This is a genomic window from Kitasatospora sp. NPDC057595 (assembly GCF_042800875.1).
In the GTDB taxonomy this organism is placed as follows: Bacteria; Actinomycetota; Actinomycetes; order Streptomycetales; family Streptomycetaceae; genus Kitasatospora.
Genome location: NZ_JBHVGL010000010.1, coordinates 78,335 through 98,122 on the forward strand (window position 1 = coordinate 78,335; position 19,788 = coordinate 98,122).

Below are 19,788 nucleotides of genomic sequence, written 5' to 3' on the forward strand. Positions count from 1 at the left end.
CAGGTCACCGGCCGGGGCCGGCGAGGGTGGGTGCGAGGCCCGGCCCAGAAACCCGGATCCTACATACCCGCCCCCTCGCACCGCGGGAAGCACCCCCTGAAGAGAGCCTGGACAAGGACGTCCCCGGCCAAGCTGCCGGCCGGGCCCACACGTTCGGCGCCGACCCGGACGGCGAGCCGGCCCGCGCGCTCACCACGACCACCGCGTCAGGCCGGCCTGCCCCGGCCGGGCCCGCCGGGCACTGCGGGAGACCGCCGCCCGCCGGCACCACTGGCCCCTGCCCGGCGAGAGACCCGACGGGCGGCTGTCGCGATGACCCACGCCCGCCGGACCTGCGCCCGCGTCCTGATCGACGTCGGCGACGCGAGCGCGTTCCCGAGCGCCGCCCACCTCGCCTCCTACACCGGCCTCGCCCCCTCGACTCGCTGTTCCAGCTCCTCCAGAGGACCCGCCGCCCCGGGAGGCCGCCACCACCGTCCGCTCCCGGCTGCTCGCCGCCGCCGTACCCGATCAGTACCGGACTGTCCTCCGGCAAGCGATCTGCCCCACGCCACCGGAGCTCGGCCAGTCCCGGAAAGGTCCGGCCGGGGAATGTCGGACCTCGTTCCTACGATCACGGCATGCCTGATGCCTTCACCGTCCTGTGGACTCATGACACCTGCCGTGCTTTGCGCCGGGCCGGACGTGTGGGCGAGCGGCCGCCGGTCGCCTACAGCGGAGTGCACACCTCCCTGCCGTCCTGGTCGGGAGCCCGGGTCGGCGACGAGGTGTACGCGCTGCACGTGAACCGGCGCGAGGTGTTCGTGGTGAGCCGGATGCGCGTGCTCGACAGGGAGCGCCGCGACTGCTGCGGCACCGCGCCCGTGACGTGGAACGATCCCGCTTTCCCGGGCCACGACGACTGGTCGATGCTCGGCGCCGCCGGCTGCGGCGCGGCACCCGTGCACGTGGACGCCACGCCCGTGGACTTCGAGACCCCGGTACCCGGCGACCTGCTGGAACGGCTGACCTGGCGCAACCTCCGGGGCCGGACCCGGGGCCTGAAGTACGTGGTGGACGGCCGCCTCGAACGTTCCATCAGCCTCCAGGGGTTCTACCGCCTGACCCCCGAATCGGCAGGCGAGCTGGCGCGAGTCGTCGGCGCCACCGACCAGCCGGCGGTCGAGCAGCGCTGACGCCCTCCGACAGGCCGTCCCGACCGGCATGCGCCAAGGGCCGTGCGGACGTGCCGGCTGCCGGGTCCCCGGCTCGTCGGGTCGGGAGGGCGGCGGGGCGCCGCGCACGGGGCTCAGCCGGGCACGGGCGGTCCCGTCCTCGGTCCACGCGGCACGAGCCCTTCCGGGGCGGCGAACGTCTTACGGTGGACGACCCCGAGTCGCTTCGGCGCCGACTTCCCGCTCGGCAGTCCCCCGATCTGCTGCATCCACCGGGTGACTGGCCGCCGACGGCCGAACCGCTCCGCTCACCGGCGTGTCGTGCCGTGTCGATCGACTTGCTGCCGGCCGTCGCGCCGACACCACCCCGCCCACCCACAGGTCCGACCATCGAGTCCCCTCCGGCCGGCCGTCAGGCGGCCGGCTCCGCCCAGTCGATCCGGTACCGCAGCGGCCGGGAGAGCTTCTCCTGGTTCATCAGCTTCATGCCCCGGGGCGGGCCGCCCACGATGACCTCCGCACCGGCACACCGGGCGGAAACCGACGCTGCGGCGAAGTCGGCGGGGGCTTTCTCGGCAGCTTCGGGGTACGCCTCGCGTTCGGCATGCTCAGCCAGTGCCCGGTAGGTGCCGGCCACCGAGGGGTTGCGCCCCTTGCGCTTGCCGGTGGGGATGATCAGGTCGGGCTGGATCTGCTCGACGCACTCGCCGTTCGCACGGCGCCGCAGCACGATGTGCAGCATGTCGTCGGTGATGACCGGCGGTCGGCCGCCGTGCTTGCCCTTGCGAGAGGCGGTGTCGAGCCCTTCCCGTGTGGACTCGCGGATGTTCTCCCGCTCGGCACCTCGCAGGAAATGGCAGCTCAGCCGGCGCGCGCAGTCCACTTCGGCGGCGTCCACAACCGGGCAGTGGCGCTGCCGACCTGGATCAGCGTTCCGGTATGTCGATCCTGACGCGCCGGGCGGAACCCGTCGATCGCGAACACCTGCTGTCCGCTGATGATGTCGACGCCCTGCAGACCGGCCTCGTCGGCGATCAGCAGATGCTCTCCGTCGGTGAAGAAGCCGAGATCGCCGACCGGCCAGGGGAACGTCGCGACCGCCTTGATCCATCGGACGCCCGGCGAGCGCAGTTCGATCGAGGTGGGGTCGAGGACGTGGACGGTACCGCTGCCGGCATCGTCCCGGTCATACACGGCGATCCGCCCGTCGTCGATCCACACCACCGGCCAGTTCCACTCCGAGACCGCGGGATACACCGCATAGCTGGGCCCGTCCTCGGACTCATACGGGTTGTCGTGCAGCCAGGCGGTCAGGCTCCACACCGCCGGCATCCCCCACGGCTGCCACACCCAACCGCCGTCGTAGACACGAGTCCCGTCAGGACTCAGCGACAGCGCGCCGTGGAAGTAGTCGAGGTCGTGCTCCGCATCGTCCTCGTCTCCATCCGGGCTGTCCCGCGCCGTGAGCACCTCGCCGGACGCGAGATCGGTGACATCCAACCGGTTCCAGGCAGTGCGATGGACGACAACCGGCCGGCCACCGTGCTCGGTGAACGCCAACGCGAACGGGACGGTTTCACAGCCGTAGTCCCCGCCGTCCAACTTCAACGCCGGCGAACCGGTGGTGAGATCGACGACGGTGCCGTACCGACCGCGGTCCTGAACCACCGCCGCCCAACGGCCACATCGAGACACATGAAGCCGCAGTCGAACACCGCCACCGTATTCGGACGCCAGCCTCTCCTCCCGACACCGGGCCACGTCCTGCACCTCGCCGGTCGTCGGCGTCCACCGCGCCAGCCGTCCGTCCCCGGACAGCACCAGCCACGCCGGCCCCGCGTCACCGAGGGCCGCCGGCAACGCTGCCACATCCACGACCGGCCGCAGCGCGTCGGGAACTGCCACGTCCACCGTGATCGTCGCCACACTGATCCCCTCGGTGCGCCCGTGCGACCCCCGCGGCAATGTGAACAGCAGGTGATACGGCACCGTACCGGCAAATCGGTGAGCGCCGCGATGCCGGTCACGGCGGTGAGGTGAGCACGGGACCGAGAACGACGACAAGGGCGAGCAGTCGCCCCGGTGCTGGGTCGGCCGGTCGGTGGGGTGACCTTGCCGCCAAGGTCCGGAGGTGGCGAGGAACGCCATCAGTGCTCGGCGACGGCGTTGCCGGGTGTGGTGTGGGCGGGGCGGTACCAGCGGTGGTGGACGAGGGGCTCGACGGACAGCATCGCTGTGCCGGCCACTGCACCGACCAGGAGGGAGGCCCAGCCACCACCGTTGAGGAGCGCGCCGAGGCACGCGGCGGCGATGGCCAGTGGGCGTAGGAGGGTGAGCGGGCCGAGTCCGATGACCACGGCGAGGGTGCCGGCGCGGAACGGCAGGAGGAAGTAGGCGCCGAGCGAGAGGAGGACCGCGGTGGCGTAGAGGGTGAGCGGGAGCAGGTAGCCCCAGCTGCCGGCGGTCAGCGTGGCGTAGGCGCGCTGCGGGTCGGTGGCGGTGAGCAGATGGAGGACGGCGGTCACTGCGGGGGCGAGCAACAGGACGGTCCCGACGGCCAGTCCGCGCAGGGCGGCGCGCGTGGTGGCCCGATGCTTGCGGATGCGAGCGTCGCAGCCGGCATAGGCGCGGAAGCCGCTGAATGCCGCGTCGACTGCGCCGAGTACCGCCAGTGGCAGGGCGGGTGTCATGGGGCGGCCTGTGCGAGCTGCTCGGGGCCCAGGAGCCGGCGGGAGGAGCGGCCAAGGGCCTGGCGCAGGGGTGCTTCCAGGTGCGGGCGCAGCCCGCTGACCGGGCGCAGGGTGGTGCAGAAGGGGTTGGCGATGCGTCGGGGCTCGTAGAGCAGTGGCCGCATGCCCGAGGCTGCGGCGGCCCGCAGCAGGGTCTCGTCGCTGTGGGCCCGCCGGGCGGAGGCGACGCCGTCGTGTCGTCCCAGCGGGTGGCGCATCCGGGCGCGGTGGAACATCCACGCGCCGACAGGGGCGAGGCCGGTCGCGGCGATGTCGTAGTGGCAGAACGCCAGAGCAGGGGAGGCTCCCTGGGCCGCGAAGAACTCCGTCAGCGCCGGCTCGGGGAAGTGGTGCAGCACGCCGGTGGACACGTACACGGTGGCGGCCTCCGGCAGCGCGAAGGCATCGCCGTGGACGAAGCGGCAGCGCAGCCCCTCGTCCCGGGCCAAACGCCCTGCCTCGCCGACCAGCGCCGCGTCGAGGTCGACCCCCAGCAGTTCGACGTCCGGAGCAAGGGCGCCGGTGGCCGCGAGCCAACGAACCAGGTAGCCCAGCCCGCAGCCGATGTCGACCAGGCGATACGGCCCCGGCACACCTGAGGCCCGGATCGCGGTGAACAGCGGGCAGAGCAGGTGGACGAGGCGCTCGCCGATGCGCAGTTCCTCGCTCAGGCGCTGCAGCTCGGTGTGCACGCTGATCAGCAGCCGGTCCACGGCGACCCCGTCCAACACTCCGTCCTGGTCGGCGGGCAGCCCCGCCACGATCCTCGCGGCCCGCTGGTCGCCGTGCGCGCGCAGCCGCTCAACGACCTCGGCACGCCGAACCGGCAGCCGTCGTCCGGTGGCCGGGTCGACTGCGGTAATCAGGTCAGAGATCTCAAGCGGAGACACCCGGAGCACTCTACGATGCCGCTACGAGGCTCGATTTCCCGCCGAGCCCGGGCGCCACGCCAAGCAGCGGCCTCCGCTCAACGCCCCTCCACGGACACGTTTCGAGTGGTGCACGCCGCTCTGTACCCTGCGGAGCAGTTTCCGGAGCACGCCGACAGGTGTCGGTGCTTGTGTGAACGCGCTCAGGCACGTACCGATGAACGTGCCCGGTCTCGCCGAACCCGAACGGGTCTCTGCCGGGCTTCGACATGCATCAGGGGTGCCACGGTTGTGGCAGGCTTCCATCCACCAGTTGGTTGAGAGGGGCGACGGTGATGTCGAGCGGCGCGGTGTCTGCGGATTCGGGCTGGGACCCGGACGAGCACGTGCGGTTTGCTCGCTACCGGAGGGCGTTCGACGAGGTGGCCCTGGTGGATGCCGTTGCCCTTGTCGCCCGAGTACTTACCGATCCCGACAAAGGGATGGCGAACAGTGCCGTCTGCGAGTACCTCGACAGACGGGCCGCTGAACTGCTCGCGGATCCCGGCTATCCCTCCTGGTACCTGGAAATGGCCGACGCCGTTGTGGTGGACGACTTCTCCACACGACGCCTCGACGAGTGGACTTTGCTGCGGGCGATGACCCTGGACGAGCCGTGGGACACCAAGAGCCTGCTCGCGGCCTCCAACTGGCTACAGCTTCGCACAGCCGAGAAGTCCTCAGCCGTGACCGTTCTGGAGGTTCTGGCTGAGAGTGGCCGCACCCGCCGCATCGCCAAGTCCCGGCTGTCCGCCGCTCAACGGTCGATACCGGCCGGACCGGGACACTGAGCTGCCGGCCTCCTTCACCGCGAGCAAGCGCAAAGGCCCAAGACGAGCTTCCGCATCAGCGGCGGAGCACTTCAGAGATACGAGGTCCTCCCCGCAGGCGCGGGGGTCAGCCGGAACATCTGGACGGTTCCTCGGTGTGCTCGTAATCCCCCCGCATGCACGGGGGCAGCCGACCAGCTGGAGTGGTCGTTCGAAGGCCAGGTGGAGGACTGCGCGTGTGCACCGGCCAGCCGAGCGTGACCTGTGGACTTCGCCGTACAACGCAGCGGAGGTCCTGGCAGGATGACGCGCGGACGTAACTCTGCGGGAGGGATTTGTGACGCTCCGCCAGGACGAGTGGGCCGTGCTGGAAGACCTGGCAGGCCACGATGTGGACAACTGGACTACCGGAACACAGCTCCTCGGAAAGCAGTCCCGCGCCAGAAGCATCACGCGCGGTCTGAGCGAGCACGGCCTGTGCGAACTCGCCGGCGACGACGTCCTCGACACCCTCGCCACCGACAGCGCCCACCCGAACTCGGCAGCACGGATCACCTGGTTCGGCCGCACCGCCCTGGCCTTCCGAGCCCTCCAGACAAAGCCGGAACCCCAGCCGGAGCCAGCACCGGGCCCGACCCGGATCCAGGTCCGCGGCACCAGCATGGACACCCTGCGGACCGCCCTCGCCGCCGCCGAAGCCGGCACCCTGCCCGGGATCAACACCTCGGCCCTGCGCAACGCGCTGGCCGGCTCCCGCCCGGTCCCCGGCTCCCGCCAGCACACCATGGACCCCACCGACAGCGAACTCGCGACCATCCACACCGTCCTCCACCTGGAATCCCTGGTCCGCGACGCCACCGGCTACCACCACCTCATGCGCCAACTGCCCTTCGGCTTCTCCATCCCGAAGGCATAGGGCGGCCCGCCCGGGACACAGGCCGGACCGACTCACGGCACCGAGGCAGTACCCCGCCGACTGGCCCAGAAGAAGAACACCTCGGGCCCGGGGCGGCCGGTCTCACCCCCCGGTGGGCGGCGCTGCCGGGCAGGAGCAAGCGGACGACGCGGGTGGGTCGGGTGGCTTCGGCCAGGCCGTGGCGGTGGCACAGGAGCAGGAACGAGAACACGGGCCAGACAGCCATCGCGGCCGGGACCAGGATCACCGCTTCGTCACCGAACCGGCCCAGGGCCACCGCCAGGACGAAGACGAGGATGCCGGCCAGGCGGCATGCCTTCATCAGCCGCCTGCCATCGAGACGGTCCGGTTCCAGGGCAGCCGCAGCAGGGAAAGTGGCCTCCGGCGGCAGGCCGGTGAAGCGGTCGTGCGCGAGGTTGTTGGAGATGCCGGCGGCCAGAACGCCGAGTTTCCGGGCCGCCGCCTGCCTGTCGACGAGCAGGTCGTCGGCAGCCAGGCCCCAGGGCAGCCTCCACCCGCTCGATGTGCCGGGTCGTTGTGGCCTTGAGTTCCTTGCCCGTGCCGAACATCGCGGTGGTGTCGTTGATGGCGACCCGCAGCGGCTCGCAGGAGGTCGAACGCCTTGCAGAGCGGCCGGCAGGTCGGGTTGATGTGCTGTCCGTCGCGGATGGAGGTCACCACCGCAGCCGCGACGACGAGGAATACGAACCCTGTGATACCGAGCAGGCCGAACCCTACGTTGGCCCCGGGCACGCATGCCCCTTGTTCCGGGGGCAGACGGCCTCCCGGGGTACACCCCGACTCGTTGTACAGAGCGAGCGAATGGCAGAGGGCTCCGGTCAGGATTGCCGGCAAGGCGAACACGCCCGGCCCTACCGGCTCGTAAGTGGGTGCGGCGCGGATCCTGGCGCCGTCGAGTGGAACACCGAGGTCGTCCGCTGCCTGCACGACGGCCGGTGCGAGTGTCTTCTCGACGCCCCGGTGGTGAAGTCGCCGGAGCGGGTGCCGCCAGCCCGGCGCGGTCACTGAAGGGCCCTGACGACCGCTTCGACGAGCTGGTGGATGCCCTGGCCCAGTGGGGTGGCGGCGATCAGCACCCCGAGGGTGACGGCGCTCAGCACAGTCACCAGTTCGTCGTTGCGGGAGCGGGCCTCGGTCCGCCTGCGCAGGCGGACGATGATGATGATCGCGAGGAACGCGCTCGCGCTGATCGTGTACTGCAAAGCCCACCCTGTGTCACATGTCGAAAACTCTGGGCGAGGATGCCAGAAGTCCGCCGACGGCGGGCCCGGATCGGGAAAACAGGCCGCACCGGCGCAGGCCGTTCGGCCTCCCACCATCTGGATCCGGTCAAGTCGCCACCGCCGGCCCCGTGATTTACCGGTTCCCCTACGTGACGACGCCGGCCACCCCTAGGCTCACCGCCACACCGTGGACCAGGAGGGGAACACCGTGGCCCGCAGGCCCGCACGCCGACGCACCACCATCGCCCGCCGCGGCCGTCGTGGCCAGCGGGCCCGCGACCAAGCCGTCCTGCTCGGCGGGGGCGCCCTCGTCGCCTTCTCCCTGGCCATCGTCGCCGTCCAATGGCTGGCCCACCACCTCCTCGCCCTCACCGGCATCATCGCGATCGCCCTGACCGCCGCAGTCGCCACCGTGCGTGCCCGCGCCGCCGCAGACCGCCGCGCCCACCACGCACGCACCGCGCAGCTGCGGCACATCGGCGCGTTCATGACCATGAGCCCGAAGGCCTTCGAACACGCGCTCGCCGACCTGTGTCGGCGCGACGGCTGCACGCGGGTGACCGTCGTCGGCGGATCAGGCGACCTGGCCGCCGACGTGCTGGCCACCACCCCAAGTGGGCAGCGCATCCTCATCCAGGCCAAGCGCTACGGGCCCAAGACCCTGGTCGGCTCGCAGGACGTCCAGAAGGTCAACGGCACCTACCGCGACATCCACGGCTGCGACCTCGCCGTCGTCGTCACCACCAGCACGTTCACCAAGGCCGCCGCCGCGTTCTGCACGCAGGTCGGCATCCGCATGACCGACCACCGCGCCCTCGCCCTGTGGGCCGAGGGCACCGGCCGACCCCCCTGGCACTGACACCCCGACCGTCGAACCCCCGGCGGGGCGTGCCCGCGGTCAGGGCCACCGCGGGCTCCGGTTCCTGGCGGTCCCGGCCGACAGGGGCGGGAGGCTGCGGGCGTACACTTCCGGACCACGCATGCCGGGATCATCCCGTACGGAAGATGACGAGACACAGGTGGGTTGCCGGTCATAGGAACGCGCTCCTAGCGGCGCAGGAAGGTCCCGCCACCGATGACCCAGAAGCCGGCCGGAACCGCGCCGCACTTGACAACCTCGGAGTGCATCTGGGGGTCGGTCCGGCTAAAGCCGACCCGGCGCTCGCCCTGTTCGTCGGTCGGGTAGAACGTGAGGCCGGCCTCGGGGTGCCGCCCCTCCTCGAAGAGGTACGGCTCGCCCACAAGCGGGGTGATCACGATCTGCGAGATGGGCCCGGTCACGGTGATGACGCCGTTCCCGTCGACGGTCAGGCAGTCGACGTCGAACTCGGCCCGGGTGGTGCCGCTCTTCTCGAACACGTGCTGCACCACGACGTGTCCCCGGGAGTGGCCGTCGACCGTACGGGCGCTGACCTGCGCGGTGAGCCGCTCGCCGGGGTTGGGGCCCGGGCCGTGCTCGTTGAGCAGGGTCCAGCTGTGCAGCGAGAGGTGCTGGGCCGGTAGGGGGGTGGCCGGCGCGGCCGCGGCGGTGCCGGCCGTCCCGGCCGCGAGGGCCACGGCCGCGGTGGTGAGCGCGATGGCGGTGGTGAGCTTTCGCATGGTCAATCCTCAGCGGGTAGAAGGGAGTCGGGCTCTTCCCGACTGCCTCCAATCTCCCGCCTCACCCCCGGTCGCGGCCTCCGCCGCAGGGAGGGACCGGCTCCCCCTGGCGGGGGAACCGCTCCTCATCCGCCCGACTCACCGAGTGGCGGCCACCGCGCGGCGTGGCGTATCGCGTCCAGGGGCGAGGGCGGCCGCGGCCGGCGCCGGGGGCGGTGCACTGCCCTCGACCTCGCAGGGACCTCAGTCGTTCAGCCGCTCATGCTCCAGGCCCGTACGCTCCGGCAGATCCTCGCCCCGTGGGCGGCCGAGCGGCCCGTCCTGGAACTGGCCGCGCGCGTGAGAGAGTCGGGGCACCAGCTCGCACGCGCGTGAGGAGGACCCGGTGCCGGGATCGGAGTGGCAGGTCTACGGGCGGCGACAGGTGTACGGCTCGCCGTGGGTCGAGCTGTGGCTCGATGACGTCGACATCCCCGGGACCGGCCGCACCGAGCACCACGTCGTCCGCATGCCCCGGGCCTCCACCACCGCCGTCGTCACCGATGAAGAGGGGAACTTCCTCCTGATCCACCGGCACCGGTTCATCACCGGCCGGTGGGGCTGGGAGGTGCCCGCCGGGTGGGCCGACCCCGGAGAGGAGCCGGCCGCCGCGATCGCCCGCGAGGTCGAGGAGGAGACCGGCTGGCGGCCCGGCCACGTCGAGCTGATGACCGAGTACGACGCCATGGCGGGAATCAGCGACGCGCACTTCCGCGCGTACCACATCACCGGGTGCACACGGATCGGCGAACCGCAGGACATCTCCGAGGCCGCCCGGGTGGAGTGGCTGCCGGAGACGGAGGTGGTCAAGCTCCTGGTCGATGGCGAGGTGTCCGACGGGCCCTCGCACGCCGCCCTCTCCTACTACCTCGGGCCGCACCGTCTCGCCACCACCAGCCCCTGACCTGGCCTGTCCAAGCCTCCTCGTCGATCGACGCAGCCCGCCAGCCCCTCAACACCGAGACCGCCGTCAGCCCTGCACCGTCCTCCCCGCAGGCGCGGGGGTGACCCCAAGGTCTTCGTCAGGTGGGCGGTGACGTCGGCAACTGCTCAGTGGGTGGAGAGGCCAGGGCGATCGGGGCAGGCCAGGACGGCAGGCGACCATAGCCCGGCACAGGCACAGGCACCGGCCACCTTCACCGAGGGCAACTGCACCGGCCGGACCGGCCACGGTCCGGCCGGTGCAGTGACGGGCCGACGACGGGGCCGGCCACGGCCCTGACAGTGGCCCGACGGCGCAGGGCAGGCGGCAGGGGCTGGTCCAGCACAGCCCTTGGCGCTGGCCACGGGTGCCGGGGCGGAGCACGCCGCGCCCAGCCAGGGCCCAGTCCGGTGGTCCGCGATGGTGACCCGGTTGCCACCCGTGCCCGGTGCTCCGGGAAGGCAAGTGGCGCGGGGTCCCGGAGTGGGGAAGGGCGAAGGGGAGGCCGTTGCGGCAGCCGGTGCAGGCCGGGGCCGGGCCGGTCAGGGCTCGATTGAGGCCGGGGTCGACCCGGCCCACCCGCTGCCCGAGCGTGTCCCGGTGTCCCCCGCTCCTCCAGGTCGTGCGTCCCTCGATTCGCTCGGGGCACTTCGCCTGGATCGACTCCACCCACGTCCGGGCCGCCCGACGAGGCCCAAAGGCGGGCCGAGCCCGGTCGACCGCGCGCGACCGGGCTGCAAGCGCCACATCCTCGTCGACGGCCGGGGCATCCCGCTCGCGGTGTCACTGACGGGCGGCAACCGCGACGACGTCACCCAGTTGCTGCCCCTGCTCGCGAAGGTCCCCGCCGTGGCCGGCCACGGCGGCCGGCCACGGCGCAGAGGAGGGGAAGGCGAGCACCGCACCCGAGAGAGAAGACGTCGCTCGCCACAGTCAGGCTCTCACCGCGGATCTGCTCCGGTGACATGAAGGGAGGCGAGCCGATCGCCACACCCGTACTCGTCAGACCGCCGTCGACGGAGTCCAGAGCGCGCGATACCGAGGGCGATCGCCTTCGGCCCGTCGATGGTCACCATGATGTTCGAAGGCTTCAGGTCCCGGTGGGCCAACCCGGCGGCGTGGATGCCGCCCAAGGCCCGACACACTCCTGATGCCACGCCACGCACCGAATATTCCGGCAACGGCCCGGAGGCCGTCACCCCCGATCGGGCCAAGCGCCTGCGTCTTCCCGACGGTGGAGCCGGGTGCGGGCCGGCTCCACGGGGTGCGCTTGCCTTGAGCGGGCAGCCCTGGAGCGAGGTCCGCGGTGGAAAAGCGCGAGCGGGTCGCCGCGGTGGCGGCGCGGCGGGGGCGGCGCGGCCGTGAACGAGGCGCTCTTCGACAGGGTCGGCGAAGTCGGCGAACACCCCGGCGTCCACGCCCATCTCGTGCGGTTGTGTGGTCGTCAGGTGAGCCGAGACCGACTCCGCGTTCGCTACGTCGCCATCGGACGGGAAGAGCCCCCTTCGGCGGGCCGAAGGGGGCCGCGGTCCGGCCGGTGGGGGGCCGGGGCCTGGCGGGGCCCGCCCCCGGTGTCGCGTCAGGCCACCTCGGCCCGGGACGCGAGGTGGAAGGTGCAGGGTCCGCCCGCGTGGGCGACGAGTCCTCCCCCGGCGATGTCGAGGGACACGGTGGCGAGCGTCTCCCAGCGTTTGCCGAGCGCCGCGTCCGGCTGGGCGTGGCAGCAGAGTTCCGCGCCCTCCTCCGCGTGGCAGGTGAGGGCCTCGACGAGGTCCTCCCGGTCCGCTCCGGTGAGGGTCGCCGTGCGCTGCCGCAGGACCTCCATCCGCCGGTACGTGCCCGGGTCCTCGACTCCCATGGCCTCGCCGCCGGCCAGCGCCCGCTCCACGAAGTGGTTGGTCCGCAGCAGGAAGCCGTCCTCGCGCGGGCGCAGCAGTGCCGAGCCGGCCGGGCTGAGTTCGATCGCCGCGGCGGTGCTCCGCCCTTGCGCGTGGCCGGCGAACGTCAGTGAGCTGGAGGCCGCCACCGGTGTGGCGGTGGCCAGTTCGACGGCCTCGGAGGTGCTTGTGCAGGTGTCGAGCACGCGCCGTGCCAGGACGTGTACCGGTATCCACGAGCCGGCCGGCGCGGGCGACTTGTCGGAGGTGTGGCCGAGGATGTTGAAGTGCAGGCCCAGGCCCGCCGTGTTGACACCGATCTTGCCGACGATGCCGAACTCCGTCACCGTGTGCACGACCCGGCCGTCCGGGTGCTCGATGGTCCAGACGAACCAGCCGTCGCGCATGCCGTCGTGCCAGTCCCAGGTCTGCGCGGTGACCGGCGGGCGGCCGTCGTGCGGCGCGTACACGAGCGTGGAGCACTCCGGGTGCTGCGCGCGGCCGAAACGGCCGAGGATCTCCGTCCGGGCGTTGAGCGCGGCGATCCGCCACAGGGGAAGGCCCGCGCCGCTCGCCATGCCGTCGATCTCCTCGGCCAGGTCCGGGGCCCAGGCGCCGATGTGCTCGAAGGCCCGCAGGCTCCAGTCGGTGACGTCCTCGGGCGCGGCGCCCGAGGCGGCGAACAGCCGGTCGTAGAAGGCGCTGACCTGCCCGATGCGCTGCGGAAAGGCCTTGCCCAGGCGCTGCCCGCGGTCGCCGGGGGCCGCCTTGGCCGATCGGAAGACCGTAGGGGTGGTCACGATGTCTCCTCCATGGCGAGCGCCCGGCGCTCGTCCTGGCTCATTCGCCGCGGCTTCCAGCCGGGACCGGGCACGGATCGGCGCAGCATCCGGGTGTAGGGGTGCTGCGGGTCGTCGAGGATGCGGGCGGTGGGGCCGGATTCCACGATCCGGCCCTTGCGCATGACGATCGCGTCCTCGCTGATCTGCCGTACGACGGACAGATCGTGGCTGATGAACAGGTAGGTGAGGCCGGTGCGTTCGCGGATGTCGGCCAGCAGGTTGAGGATCTGGGCCTGGATCGAGACGTCGAGGGCGGCGACCGATTCGTCCAGGACCAGGACCTGGGGTTCCGCCGCCAGGGCGCGGGCGATGGCGACCCGCTGGCGCTGCCCGCCCGACAGCGCGGAGGGCAGCGCGCGCGATTGCCGCTCGTCGAGGCCGACGTCCTCCAGCAGGCGGGTGATCCGCTCCTCGCGTTCGCCGCGGGCGGGTTTGAAGTGCAGGTCGATCACCTCGCCCAGGGCGTCGCGCACCGTCCTGCGCCGGTTGAGGGATCCGTAGGGGTCCTGGAAGACCATCTGGATCTCGCGTCCGCGCCGGCGTCGTTCGGCCGTGCCGGCGCGTCCCGGTGTGCGGGGGCGGCCGAGGACGGTGATGCTGCCGGAGGTCGGGGTCTCCAGGCCGACCAGCATCCGGGCGACCGTGGACTTGCCGGAGCCCGACTCCCCCACGATGGCGAGCGCTCCTCCGGCCCGGACCCGGAAGCCGACGCCGTCCACGGCGGTGAAGTCGGTGTGGCCGCGGCCTTCGGGGCGCCGGACCCGGAAGACCTTGCGCAGGTCGGCCGCCTCGACGACGGGGGTGTGGTCAGGCATCGCGCACCTCCGTGCCGGAACGTCGCAGAACGGGCTCGATCTCTTCGCTGCGCAGGCACCTCACCCGTCCCCCGCCGGTCGGCCGCAGGGCCGGGACGGTGGTCGTGCACCGCGGCTCGGCGTGGGGGCAGCGTGGTGCCAGGGCGCAGCCGGGGCCGACCTCGAAGGCCGAGATCGGCCGTCCGGGGATGACTTCCAGGCGGTCGGCGGCCTGGTCGATGCGCGGCCGGGAGTCCAGCAGGAGCCGGCTGTAGGGGTGTCTGGGGTGGTCTTCGAGTGCCTGCGGCTCGCTCTCCTCCACGATCGAGCCCGCGTACATGACCGCGATGCGGTCGCACACGGCGCCGGCCAGTTCCAGGTCGTGGGTGATGAACAGCATGGCGAGGCCGTGTTCGCGGCGCATCTCGTCGAGGATGCCCATCACCTCGGACTGGGTGGTCACGTCCAGGGCGGTGGTGGGTTCGTCGGCGAGGATCATCCGGGGGCGGGTGGCGATCGCGGCCGCGATGACGACGCGTTGCAGCAGCCCGCCGGACAGTTCGTGCGGGTACTGGCGCATCCGGCGCGCGGCGTCGGGGATGCCGACGTCGGACAGGATGCCCTGGACGCGGGTGCGGGCCCGGCGGGGATTCTCCCGGTGGTTGGCGACCAGCGCCTCCACGAGGAAGTCGCCCACGCTCGACACGGGGTTGATGGCGGCGCGCGGGTCCTGGTGGATCACCGCGAGATCGTGGGAGCGCAGCCTGCGCAGGTCCTTGGCGGGCATGGACAGGACGTCGGTGCCGTCGAAGTCGATGCGCCCCGAGGTCTCGGCGCCGCGCGGGAGCACGCGCAGGATGGAGCGCACCGTCATCGACTTGCCGGAGCCGGATTCGCCGACCAGGCCGACGGCCTCGCCCGCGGCGACGTCGAGCGAGACGTCGTGCAGGACGGGGCGGCGCTCACCGTCGACGTCGAGCGTCACGTGGAGGGCGTCCAGACGCAGCAGCGGGTTCACGCGCGTCCTCCTGCCTTGCGTCCGCCGAGGCGTTCGCCCAGGACGCTGAACGCCGCGACGGTGATGACGATCATCAGGCCCGCGTAGAGGGACTGCTGGGGGAAGCCCTTGACCAGGGAGGCCTGGCCGCTGGAGACCATCAGGCCCCAGTCGGCCGTGGGCGGTTGGACACCGAGTCCGAGGAAGGAGATCGCGGCGAGTTCGATCATGGCGGATCCGAAGTTGATGGTGGCTCCGGTGAGGATCTGGGGGGTGATGTTGGGCAGGATCTGCCGCACACAGATGCCGAAGCCCGAGAAGCCCTGGATCTCTCCGGAGGCGATGTAGGGCTGCATGCGTTCGCGCAGGGAGACGCTGCGCAGCACGCGTGCGGTGTAGGGGGTGAAGCCCACCGCGAGCGCCAGGGACGCCTGGAGCAGTCCGCGGTCGTACAGCGCGATCACGATGATGGCGAGCAGCAGGCTGGGGAAGGCGAACAGCAGGTCGAGCAGGCGGGAGACGAGGTCGTCGACGCGGCCGCCGAACCAGGCGGCGGTCAGGGCCAGGACGGTGCCGAGCACCGCGGTGACGGTGACGACGATGAACGGGCCCAGGAGGCTGGTCCGGGCGCCCCAGATCAGCCGGGAGAGCAGGTCGCGGCCGGAGTTGTCGGTGCCGAGCAGGTGCTGCGCGCTGGGGGGCTGATAGGTGGCGGCGAGGTCGACCTGCAACGGGTCGTAGGGGGCGATCCAGGGGGCGAGGATCGCGATGGCGGCCAGCAGGGCGATGACGGCGGCGGCGATGGTGCCGGCGATTCCGACGCGCGCGACGAGGCGCCGGAGCGGGTTGCGGCGGCCGGTGGCGCGCGCGGTCGGGGCTTCCTCGGCCGCGGGGGTCGCGGTGGCGCCGCCAAGGGTGTTGACGTCGTCGCTCATGAGCGCTTCCCTCCGAGCTTGAACCGCGGGTCCAGCCATGCGTAGAGCACGTCGACGGCCAGGTTGACCAGGCCGAAGGCGGCCACCAGCGCGAGCGCGATGGCCTGGACGACGGCGAAGTCCTTCTGGTTGACCGCGTCGACCAGCGCGGAGCCGAGGCCGTCGAGGGCGAAGGCCTTCTCGACCACGGTGGCACCGGCGATCAGGGCGGCGATGTTGACGCCGACGATCGTGGTCACCGGCAGGAGTGCGTTGCGCAGCACGTGCCGACGCACCACCAGGGAGCGCGGCAGTCCGCGGCCGACCGCGGTGGTGACGTGTTCGGAGTCCTTCTCCTCGGTGATCGCGGTGCGGGTGATACGGGCGACCACCGCGCCCGAGGGGATGGCGAGCGCGATCGCGGGCAGGGTGAGGTGCCAGAGCCGGTCGGTCAGGCCCTCGCCCGATCCGAACACGGGGAACCAGCCGAGTTGCACCGCGAACAGGTCCATGAGCAGCAGGGCGGCGAAGAAGGTGGGGACGGCGAAGCCCGTGCTGGTGACGATCAGCGCCGCCGTGTCGAGCCGGCCGCCGCGCAGCCCGGAGACCACGCCGACCAGCACGCCGAACACGACGATGAGCACGGCGGCGTACAGCGTGAGCAGCAGGGTCGAGCCGACCCGCGGGGCGAGCAGGCCGGCCACGTCCTGGCGGAACACCAGGGACTGGCCGAGGTCGCCGTGGAGCACTCCGGTGATCCAGTCCCAGTAGCGCACCGGGAGCGGGTCGTCGAGGTGGTACTGGGCGCGGATCGAGGCGAGGGTCTCGGGGCTGATCGAACGCCCCTGGGTGAGGAAGGTCTCCGGCCTGCCCGGTGCGAGGTAGAGCGCACCGAAGACGAGGAAGCTGGCGACGATCAGGGTCGCGGCCAGCCCGAGCAGGCGTCGGACGAGGAATCCGAGCATGGGCTGTTCCTGTGTGGGGGTCGCGGGGGCGCGGCCGGGCGTGGGCCGCGCCCCCGGGCGGAGCGTGGTGGAGGGGCAGCGGGTGGGGGATGAGGGTGAGGGTGAGGGGTGAGGGTGGCGCGCGCCGGGTGCTACGGGATCACTTGGCCGAACCCACGGACGCGGCCCACGGGTGGTACAGGTAGACGAAGGACGCGGGTGCTCCGGTGATCCGGCTGTTCATGAACAGCCGGGTCGAGGGGGCGACCATGGGCAGCCACGGCGTCTTGGCCATGTACTTCGTCTCGATCCGGGCGGTGAGCTCGGCCCGCTTGGTGTCGTCGCTCTCCGCGGAGGCCTGGCCCGCCAGCGCGGTGATCTCGGGGTCGGAGAACTTGTCGTAGTTCTCGGGGGATCCGGGGTCGATGCGGTTGCGCAGGAAGGCCAGCGGCTCGGCGACGTCGAAGTAGTTCGTGGTCATGAAGCCCGAGTAGCCCTTGCGGGCCTCGGCGTCGGAGAAGAAGGCGCCGTACCGTGCGCTCGGGACGCCCTTGGGCTGGACGTCCAGTCCGATCTTCTTGCCGGCGCTCTGCACCTCGGCAAGGAGGTCCTCGTAGACGCGCCGCTCGCTGGGATAGGCGATGGTGATCGGCCCGCTGGGCCTTCCGGCCTCCTCGACCAGCTTCTTGGCGCCCTCGATGTCCACCGTGGTGGGCGGCAGCTTGTCGTAGGCGCTCTCGTACGCGGCGGACCCGTAGGAGTAGCTGCCCGGGGGCACCACGGAGCGCAGGGGCGTGGCGGTGCCGGCGAAGACGGTCCTGCCGATGGCCTCGCGGTCGGTGGCCATCAGCAGGGCGGTGCGCAGCCGCGGGTCGGCGAAGGGGCCTTCGCCGGTGCCGATGACGGCCACCATCTGCATGGACCTGCCCAGGTAGAGGGTGCCGTTGGTGGCGTTGGACAGCTGGTCGACGGCGTCGGTCGGCACGTCGTAGGTGCCGTCGATCTCGCCGGTCTTCAGCGCGTTGGTGAGGGTGGCCGGGTCCGTGATGAAGCGGAAGTCGAACTCCTTGGCCTTCGCCTTGAGCGTCTGGTCCCAGTACGCGTCGTTGCGCGTCAGCCTGATCTGGGAGCCCTTCTCCCACGACTTGAGCTGGAAGGGGCCCGTGCACATGACGCCCTTGTCCGGGGTGCCGAACCCGGTGCCGGCCTGCTGGGTGAACGCGGCCTGGGTGACGGCGCCCAGTGGGGTCGCCATGTAGTCGTTGATGACCACGTCCGGTGTCTTGAGGGTGACGGTGACCTGGAGGTCGCCGGTCTTCTCGACGCCCGCGATGTTGCCGGTGAGCATGTCCGCGGCCCAGAAGGAGCCCTCGGCGGGGTCCAGGTGGCGCTTGAGGCTGAAGACGACGTCGTCGGCCGTCATCTCCTGGCCGTCCCAGAACCGCACGCCCTTGCGCAGGTTGTACACCCAGGTGGTGGGTGTGGGGTGCTCCGCCGACTCAGCCAGTCCCGGGGTGACCGAGAAGTCGGGGTTGATCCGCATCAGGCTTTCGCAGAGGTTCGAGAGGACCTCGTTCTCCGGGTAGTTGTAGGACTTGAGGGGGTCCAGCGAGGTGGGCTCGCCGTAGGGAACGTTCCAGGTCACCCGGTCCACCTCGGCCCTGGCGGCGGGGGTGTCGACGCGCGTTCCCGCGCCCGCGCCCTGGTCGGCGCTCGATGACTGCGCCGGGTTTCCGCACCCGGCCAGCGAGATCACGCCCGCGATCGCGACGGCGACAAACGCTCTCTTGCGCACTTCCGGTCCTTCCTGGCCTGTCCCCGGGCATGCGGCGGCGCCACGATGGGCGCACGTGGGGGTCCGCATCCAGCGGGAGTGGACAACTCAGACCGGTAGACTCACCTACCAAAACGTTTTGGTCAATCGTTTTGGTGGTATCTTTTTGCCAACATCCGGAAAGGCTGGACAACGCGTGATGGCTCCGTCGGGGAGAGTGACGATCCGCGACGTGGCGCGGGCGGCCGGTGTGTCGGCGACCACCGTCTCGCATGTGCTCAACGGAAAGGGCTCGGTGGCGGCGGCGACGCGCGAGCGCATCCTGCGCACCGCCGCCGAACTGCGCTACCAGGCCAACCCCATCGCCCAGAGTCTGCGTGGCGGCCGCACGGGGGTGATCGCGCTGGCCATCCGCCCGCTGGACGCCATCGGCTACACACTGCAGGGCGTGGACTACTTCGTGCGGCTGGCCGGAGCCGCCGCGACCGCGGCGCTCGACCACGGCTTCGGACTCATGCTCGTCCCCGACCTCACGCGCCGGTCCGTCCCCGCCGCCATGAACCTGGACGGCGGTATCGTCGTCGACCCGTTCGTCGGCGACCCGGTCCTGGCCGAACTCCTCGACCGGGGGCTGCCCGTGGTCTCCACCGGCCGCGACCCCGCCCGCCCCGAACACATCTGGTGGACCGACACGGACAACCGCGCCGAGACCCGGCGCGTACTCGACCTGCTCTTCGAACGCGGCGCCCGCCGGATCGCCGTCGTCGCGGGCACGGACGACAACGCCTGGAACCACGACACGGTCGAGGCCTACCTGTCATGGGCCCGGGAACACGGCCAGGAACCGATCCTGGAACGGGTCCCCGAAAAACGCGGCGAGACGGCCGGCGCCGAGATCGGCACACTGCTGCTGTCCCGCCCCAGCCCCCCGGACGCCGTCTTCGCCAGCACCGGCCGCCACGCCGCCAGCATCGCCCGCACCGCGATCGCCCTCGGCTGGGACATTCCCGACCGCCTGCTCATCGCCGCGGGATCGGACAGCGAGCAGACCCGGTTCGCCACTCCCGCCATCACCGCCCTCGACCTCTCCCCCGAGGCCACCGGCAGGCTCGCCATGGAGCTCCTGCTCCAACGCCTCGCCGGCGAACCGGGATCGGCAGCACCGAGGATCGTGCCCGCGACCCTGCACGAACGCCAGTCCACCGCCCGCCCGCACTGACCACCACCCCCCGCCCCCGGCCCTCCCCCGCCTCCACCCTTCCGACGCCGCGGGCCACAGGGCCACCGGGGCCGCCTCGGGGGTGCTCCGCCGAGGCGGCCCCGGGAGTACGCTCCCGTGCCCGGCCACGGCCCGGACCACGTTCC

20 protein-coding genes and 1 pseudogene are annotated in these 19,788 nt (G+C 71.8%); 9 read left to right on the plus strand and 12 right to left on the minus strand.

Translation table 11 applies throughout. From position 1 onward, the window contains the following. Positions 1-312: 312 nt before the first annotated feature. Together ACFU9E_RS17270 and ACFU9E_RS17275 are read left to right on the plus strand one after the other, a co-directional pair. Entirely contained in the window at positions 313-786 is a 474-nt protein-coding gene (locus ACFU9E_RS17270) for a transposase (RefSeq protein ID WP_380682855.1), read from the plus strand. Next, positions 687-1,175, plus strand: coding sequence for a hypothetical protein (locus ACFU9E_RS17275; RefSeq protein WP_380682856.1), 489 nt, complete (start codon positions 687-689; stop codon positions 1,173-1,175). Before ACFU9E_RS17270 ends, ACFU9E_RS17275 begins: the two co-directional genes overlap by 100 nt. 391 nt (positions 1,176-1,566) lie before the next feature. On the opposite strand, the gene ACFU9E_RS17280 is transcribed toward ACFU9E_RS17275, so the two are convergent. From ACFU9E_RS17280 to ACFU9E_RS17295, 4 genes are all read right to left on the minus strand, one after another. Further along, positions 1,567-2,052 carry a hypothetical protein gene (locus tag ACFU9E_RS17280; protein WP_380682857.1) on the minus strand — a complete coding sequence of 162 codons (486 nt, stop codon included), beginning with the start codon at positions 2,050-2,052 and terminating at the stop codon, positions 1,567-1,569. Further along, a complete protein-coding gene (locus tag ACFU9E_RS17285; RefSeq protein WP_380682858.1) occupies positions 2,016-3,080 on the minus strand; it encodes a hypothetical protein in 1,065 nt (354 codons plus the stop codon). Before ACFU9E_RS17285 ends, ACFU9E_RS17280 begins: the two co-directional genes overlap by 37 nt. Before the next feature lie 221 nt (positions 3,081-3,301). Further along, the gene (locus ACFU9E_RS17290; RefSeq protein ID WP_380682859.1) at positions 3,302-3,844 is read right to left on the minus strand and encodes a hypothetical protein; all 543 of its coding nucleotides are present in this window, start codon (positions 3,842-3,844) and stop codon (positions 3,302-3,304) included. Then, positions 3,841-4,773: a class I SAM-dependent methyltransferase gene (locus tag ACFU9E_RS17295; protein WP_380682860.1), complete on the minus strand. Its 933-nt coding sequence runs from the start codon at positions 4,771-4,773 to the stop codon at positions 3,841-3,843. Before ACFU9E_RS17295 ends, ACFU9E_RS17290 begins: the two co-directional genes overlap by 4 nt. Before the next feature lie 314 nt (positions 4,774-5,087). On the opposite strand from ACFU9E_RS17295, the gene ACFU9E_RS17300 reads away from it, so the two are divergent. From ACFU9E_RS17300 to ACFU9E_RS17310, 3 genes are all read left to right on the plus strand, one after another. Continuing rightward, entirely contained in the window at positions 5,088-5,582 is a 495-nt protein-coding gene (locus ACFU9E_RS17300) for a hypothetical protein (RefSeq protein ID WP_380682861.1), read from the plus strand. 316 nt (positions 5,583-5,898) lie between these two features. After that, a complete protein-coding gene (locus ACFU9E_RS17305) occupies positions 5,899-6,477 on the plus strand; it encodes a hypothetical protein (protein WP_380682862.1) in 579 nt (192 codons plus the stop codon). A 184-nt stretch (positions 6,478-6,661) separates the two neighbouring features. After that, positions 6,662-7,024 carry a hypothetical protein gene (locus tag ACFU9E_RS17310; protein WP_380682863.1) on the plus strand — a complete coding sequence of 121 codons (363 nt, stop codon included), beginning with the start codon at positions 6,662-6,664 and terminating at the stop codon, positions 7,022-7,024. Between the two features lie 475 nt (positions 7,025-7,499). On the opposite strand, the gene ACFU9E_RS17315 is transcribed toward ACFU9E_RS17310, so the two are convergent. Beyond that, complete coding sequence (locus ACFU9E_RS17315; protein WP_355375782.1) at positions 7,500-7,700, minus strand: hypothetical protein; 201 nt, start codon at positions 7,698-7,700, stop codon at positions 7,500-7,502. Positions 7,701-7,908: 208 nt separating this feature from the next. On the opposite strand from ACFU9E_RS17315, the gene ACFU9E_RS17320 reads away from it, so the two are divergent. Continuing rightward, entirely contained in the window at positions 7,909-8,580 is a 672-nt protein-coding gene (locus ACFU9E_RS17320; RefSeq protein WP_380715109.1) for a restriction endonuclease, read from the plus strand. Positions 8,581-8,768: 188 nt separating this feature from the next. Here ACFU9E_RS17320 and ACFU9E_RS17325 read toward each other — a convergent pair whose 3' ends face one another. After that, positions 8,769-9,320, minus strand: coding sequence for a hypothetical protein (locus ACFU9E_RS17325; protein ID WP_380682865.1), 552 nt, complete (start codon positions 9,318-9,320; stop codon positions 8,769-8,771). 385 nt (positions 9,321-9,705) lie between these two features. Between ACFU9E_RS17325 and ACFU9E_RS17330 the strand changes: the two genes are divergently transcribed. Together ACFU9E_RS17330 and ACFU9E_RS17335 are read left to right on the plus strand one after the other, a co-directional pair. Then, positions 9,706-10,263 (plus strand): NUDIX hydrolase, encoded by a 558-nt coding sequence (locus ACFU9E_RS17330; protein WP_380682866.1) that lies wholly within the window; start codon positions 9,706-9,708, stop codon positions 10,261-10,263. A gap of 676 nt (positions 10,264-10,939) precedes the next feature. Further along, positions 10,940-11,163 (plus strand): annotated as a pseudogene (locus ACFU9E_RS17335) (transposase); the annotation flags it as partial. 697 nt (positions 11,164-11,860) lie between these two features. Here ACFU9E_RS17335 and ACFU9E_RS17340 read toward each other — a convergent pair. The 6 genes from ACFU9E_RS17340 to ACFU9E_RS17365 form a co-directional block, all read right to left on the minus strand. Beyond that, positions 11,861-12,958 (minus strand): C45 family autoproteolytic acyltransferase/hydolase, encoded by a 1,098-nt coding sequence (locus ACFU9E_RS17340; RefSeq protein WP_380686305.1) that lies wholly within the window; start codon positions 12,956-12,958, stop codon positions 11,861-11,863. Next, positions 12,955-13,815, minus strand: a complete 861-nt coding sequence (locus tag ACFU9E_RS17345; protein ID WP_380686307.1) for an ABC transporter ATP-binding protein — start codon at positions 13,813-13,815, stop codon at positions 12,955-12,957. Before ACFU9E_RS17345 ends, ACFU9E_RS17340 begins: the two co-directional genes overlap by 4 nt. Further along, positions 13,808-14,812 (minus strand): ABC transporter ATP-binding protein, encoded by a 1,005-nt coding sequence (locus ACFU9E_RS17350; RefSeq protein WP_380686309.1) that lies wholly within the window; start codon positions 14,810-14,812, stop codon positions 13,808-13,810. The genes ACFU9E_RS17345 and ACFU9E_RS17350 overlap by 8 nt, the downstream gene beginning before the upstream one ends. Further along, positions 14,809-15,726 (minus strand): ABC transporter permease, encoded by a 918-nt coding sequence (locus ACFU9E_RS17355; RefSeq protein WP_380686311.1) that lies wholly within the window; start codon positions 15,724-15,726, stop codon positions 14,809-14,811. Before ACFU9E_RS17355 ends, ACFU9E_RS17350 begins: the two co-directional genes overlap by 4 nt. Beyond that, entirely contained in the window at positions 15,723-16,670 is a 948-nt protein-coding gene (locus tag ACFU9E_RS17360; protein WP_380686313.1) for an ABC transporter permease, read from the minus strand. The genes ACFU9E_RS17355 and ACFU9E_RS17360 overlap by 4 nt, the downstream gene beginning before the upstream one ends. Positions 16,671-16,809: 139 nt before the next feature. Next, positions 16,810-18,444 (minus strand): ABC transporter substrate-binding protein, encoded by a 1,635-nt coding sequence (locus ACFU9E_RS17365; protein WP_380686314.1) that lies wholly within the window; start codon positions 18,442-18,444, stop codon positions 16,810-16,812. Positions 18,445-18,640: 196 nt separating this feature from the next. On the opposite strand from ACFU9E_RS17365, the gene ACFU9E_RS17370 reads away from it, so the two are divergent. Continuing rightward, entirely contained in the window at positions 18,641-19,642 is a 1,002-nt protein-coding gene (locus tag ACFU9E_RS17370) for a LacI family DNA-binding transcriptional regulator (protein ID WP_380686316.1), read from the plus strand. Positions 19,643-19,788 lie beyond the last annotated feature (146 nt).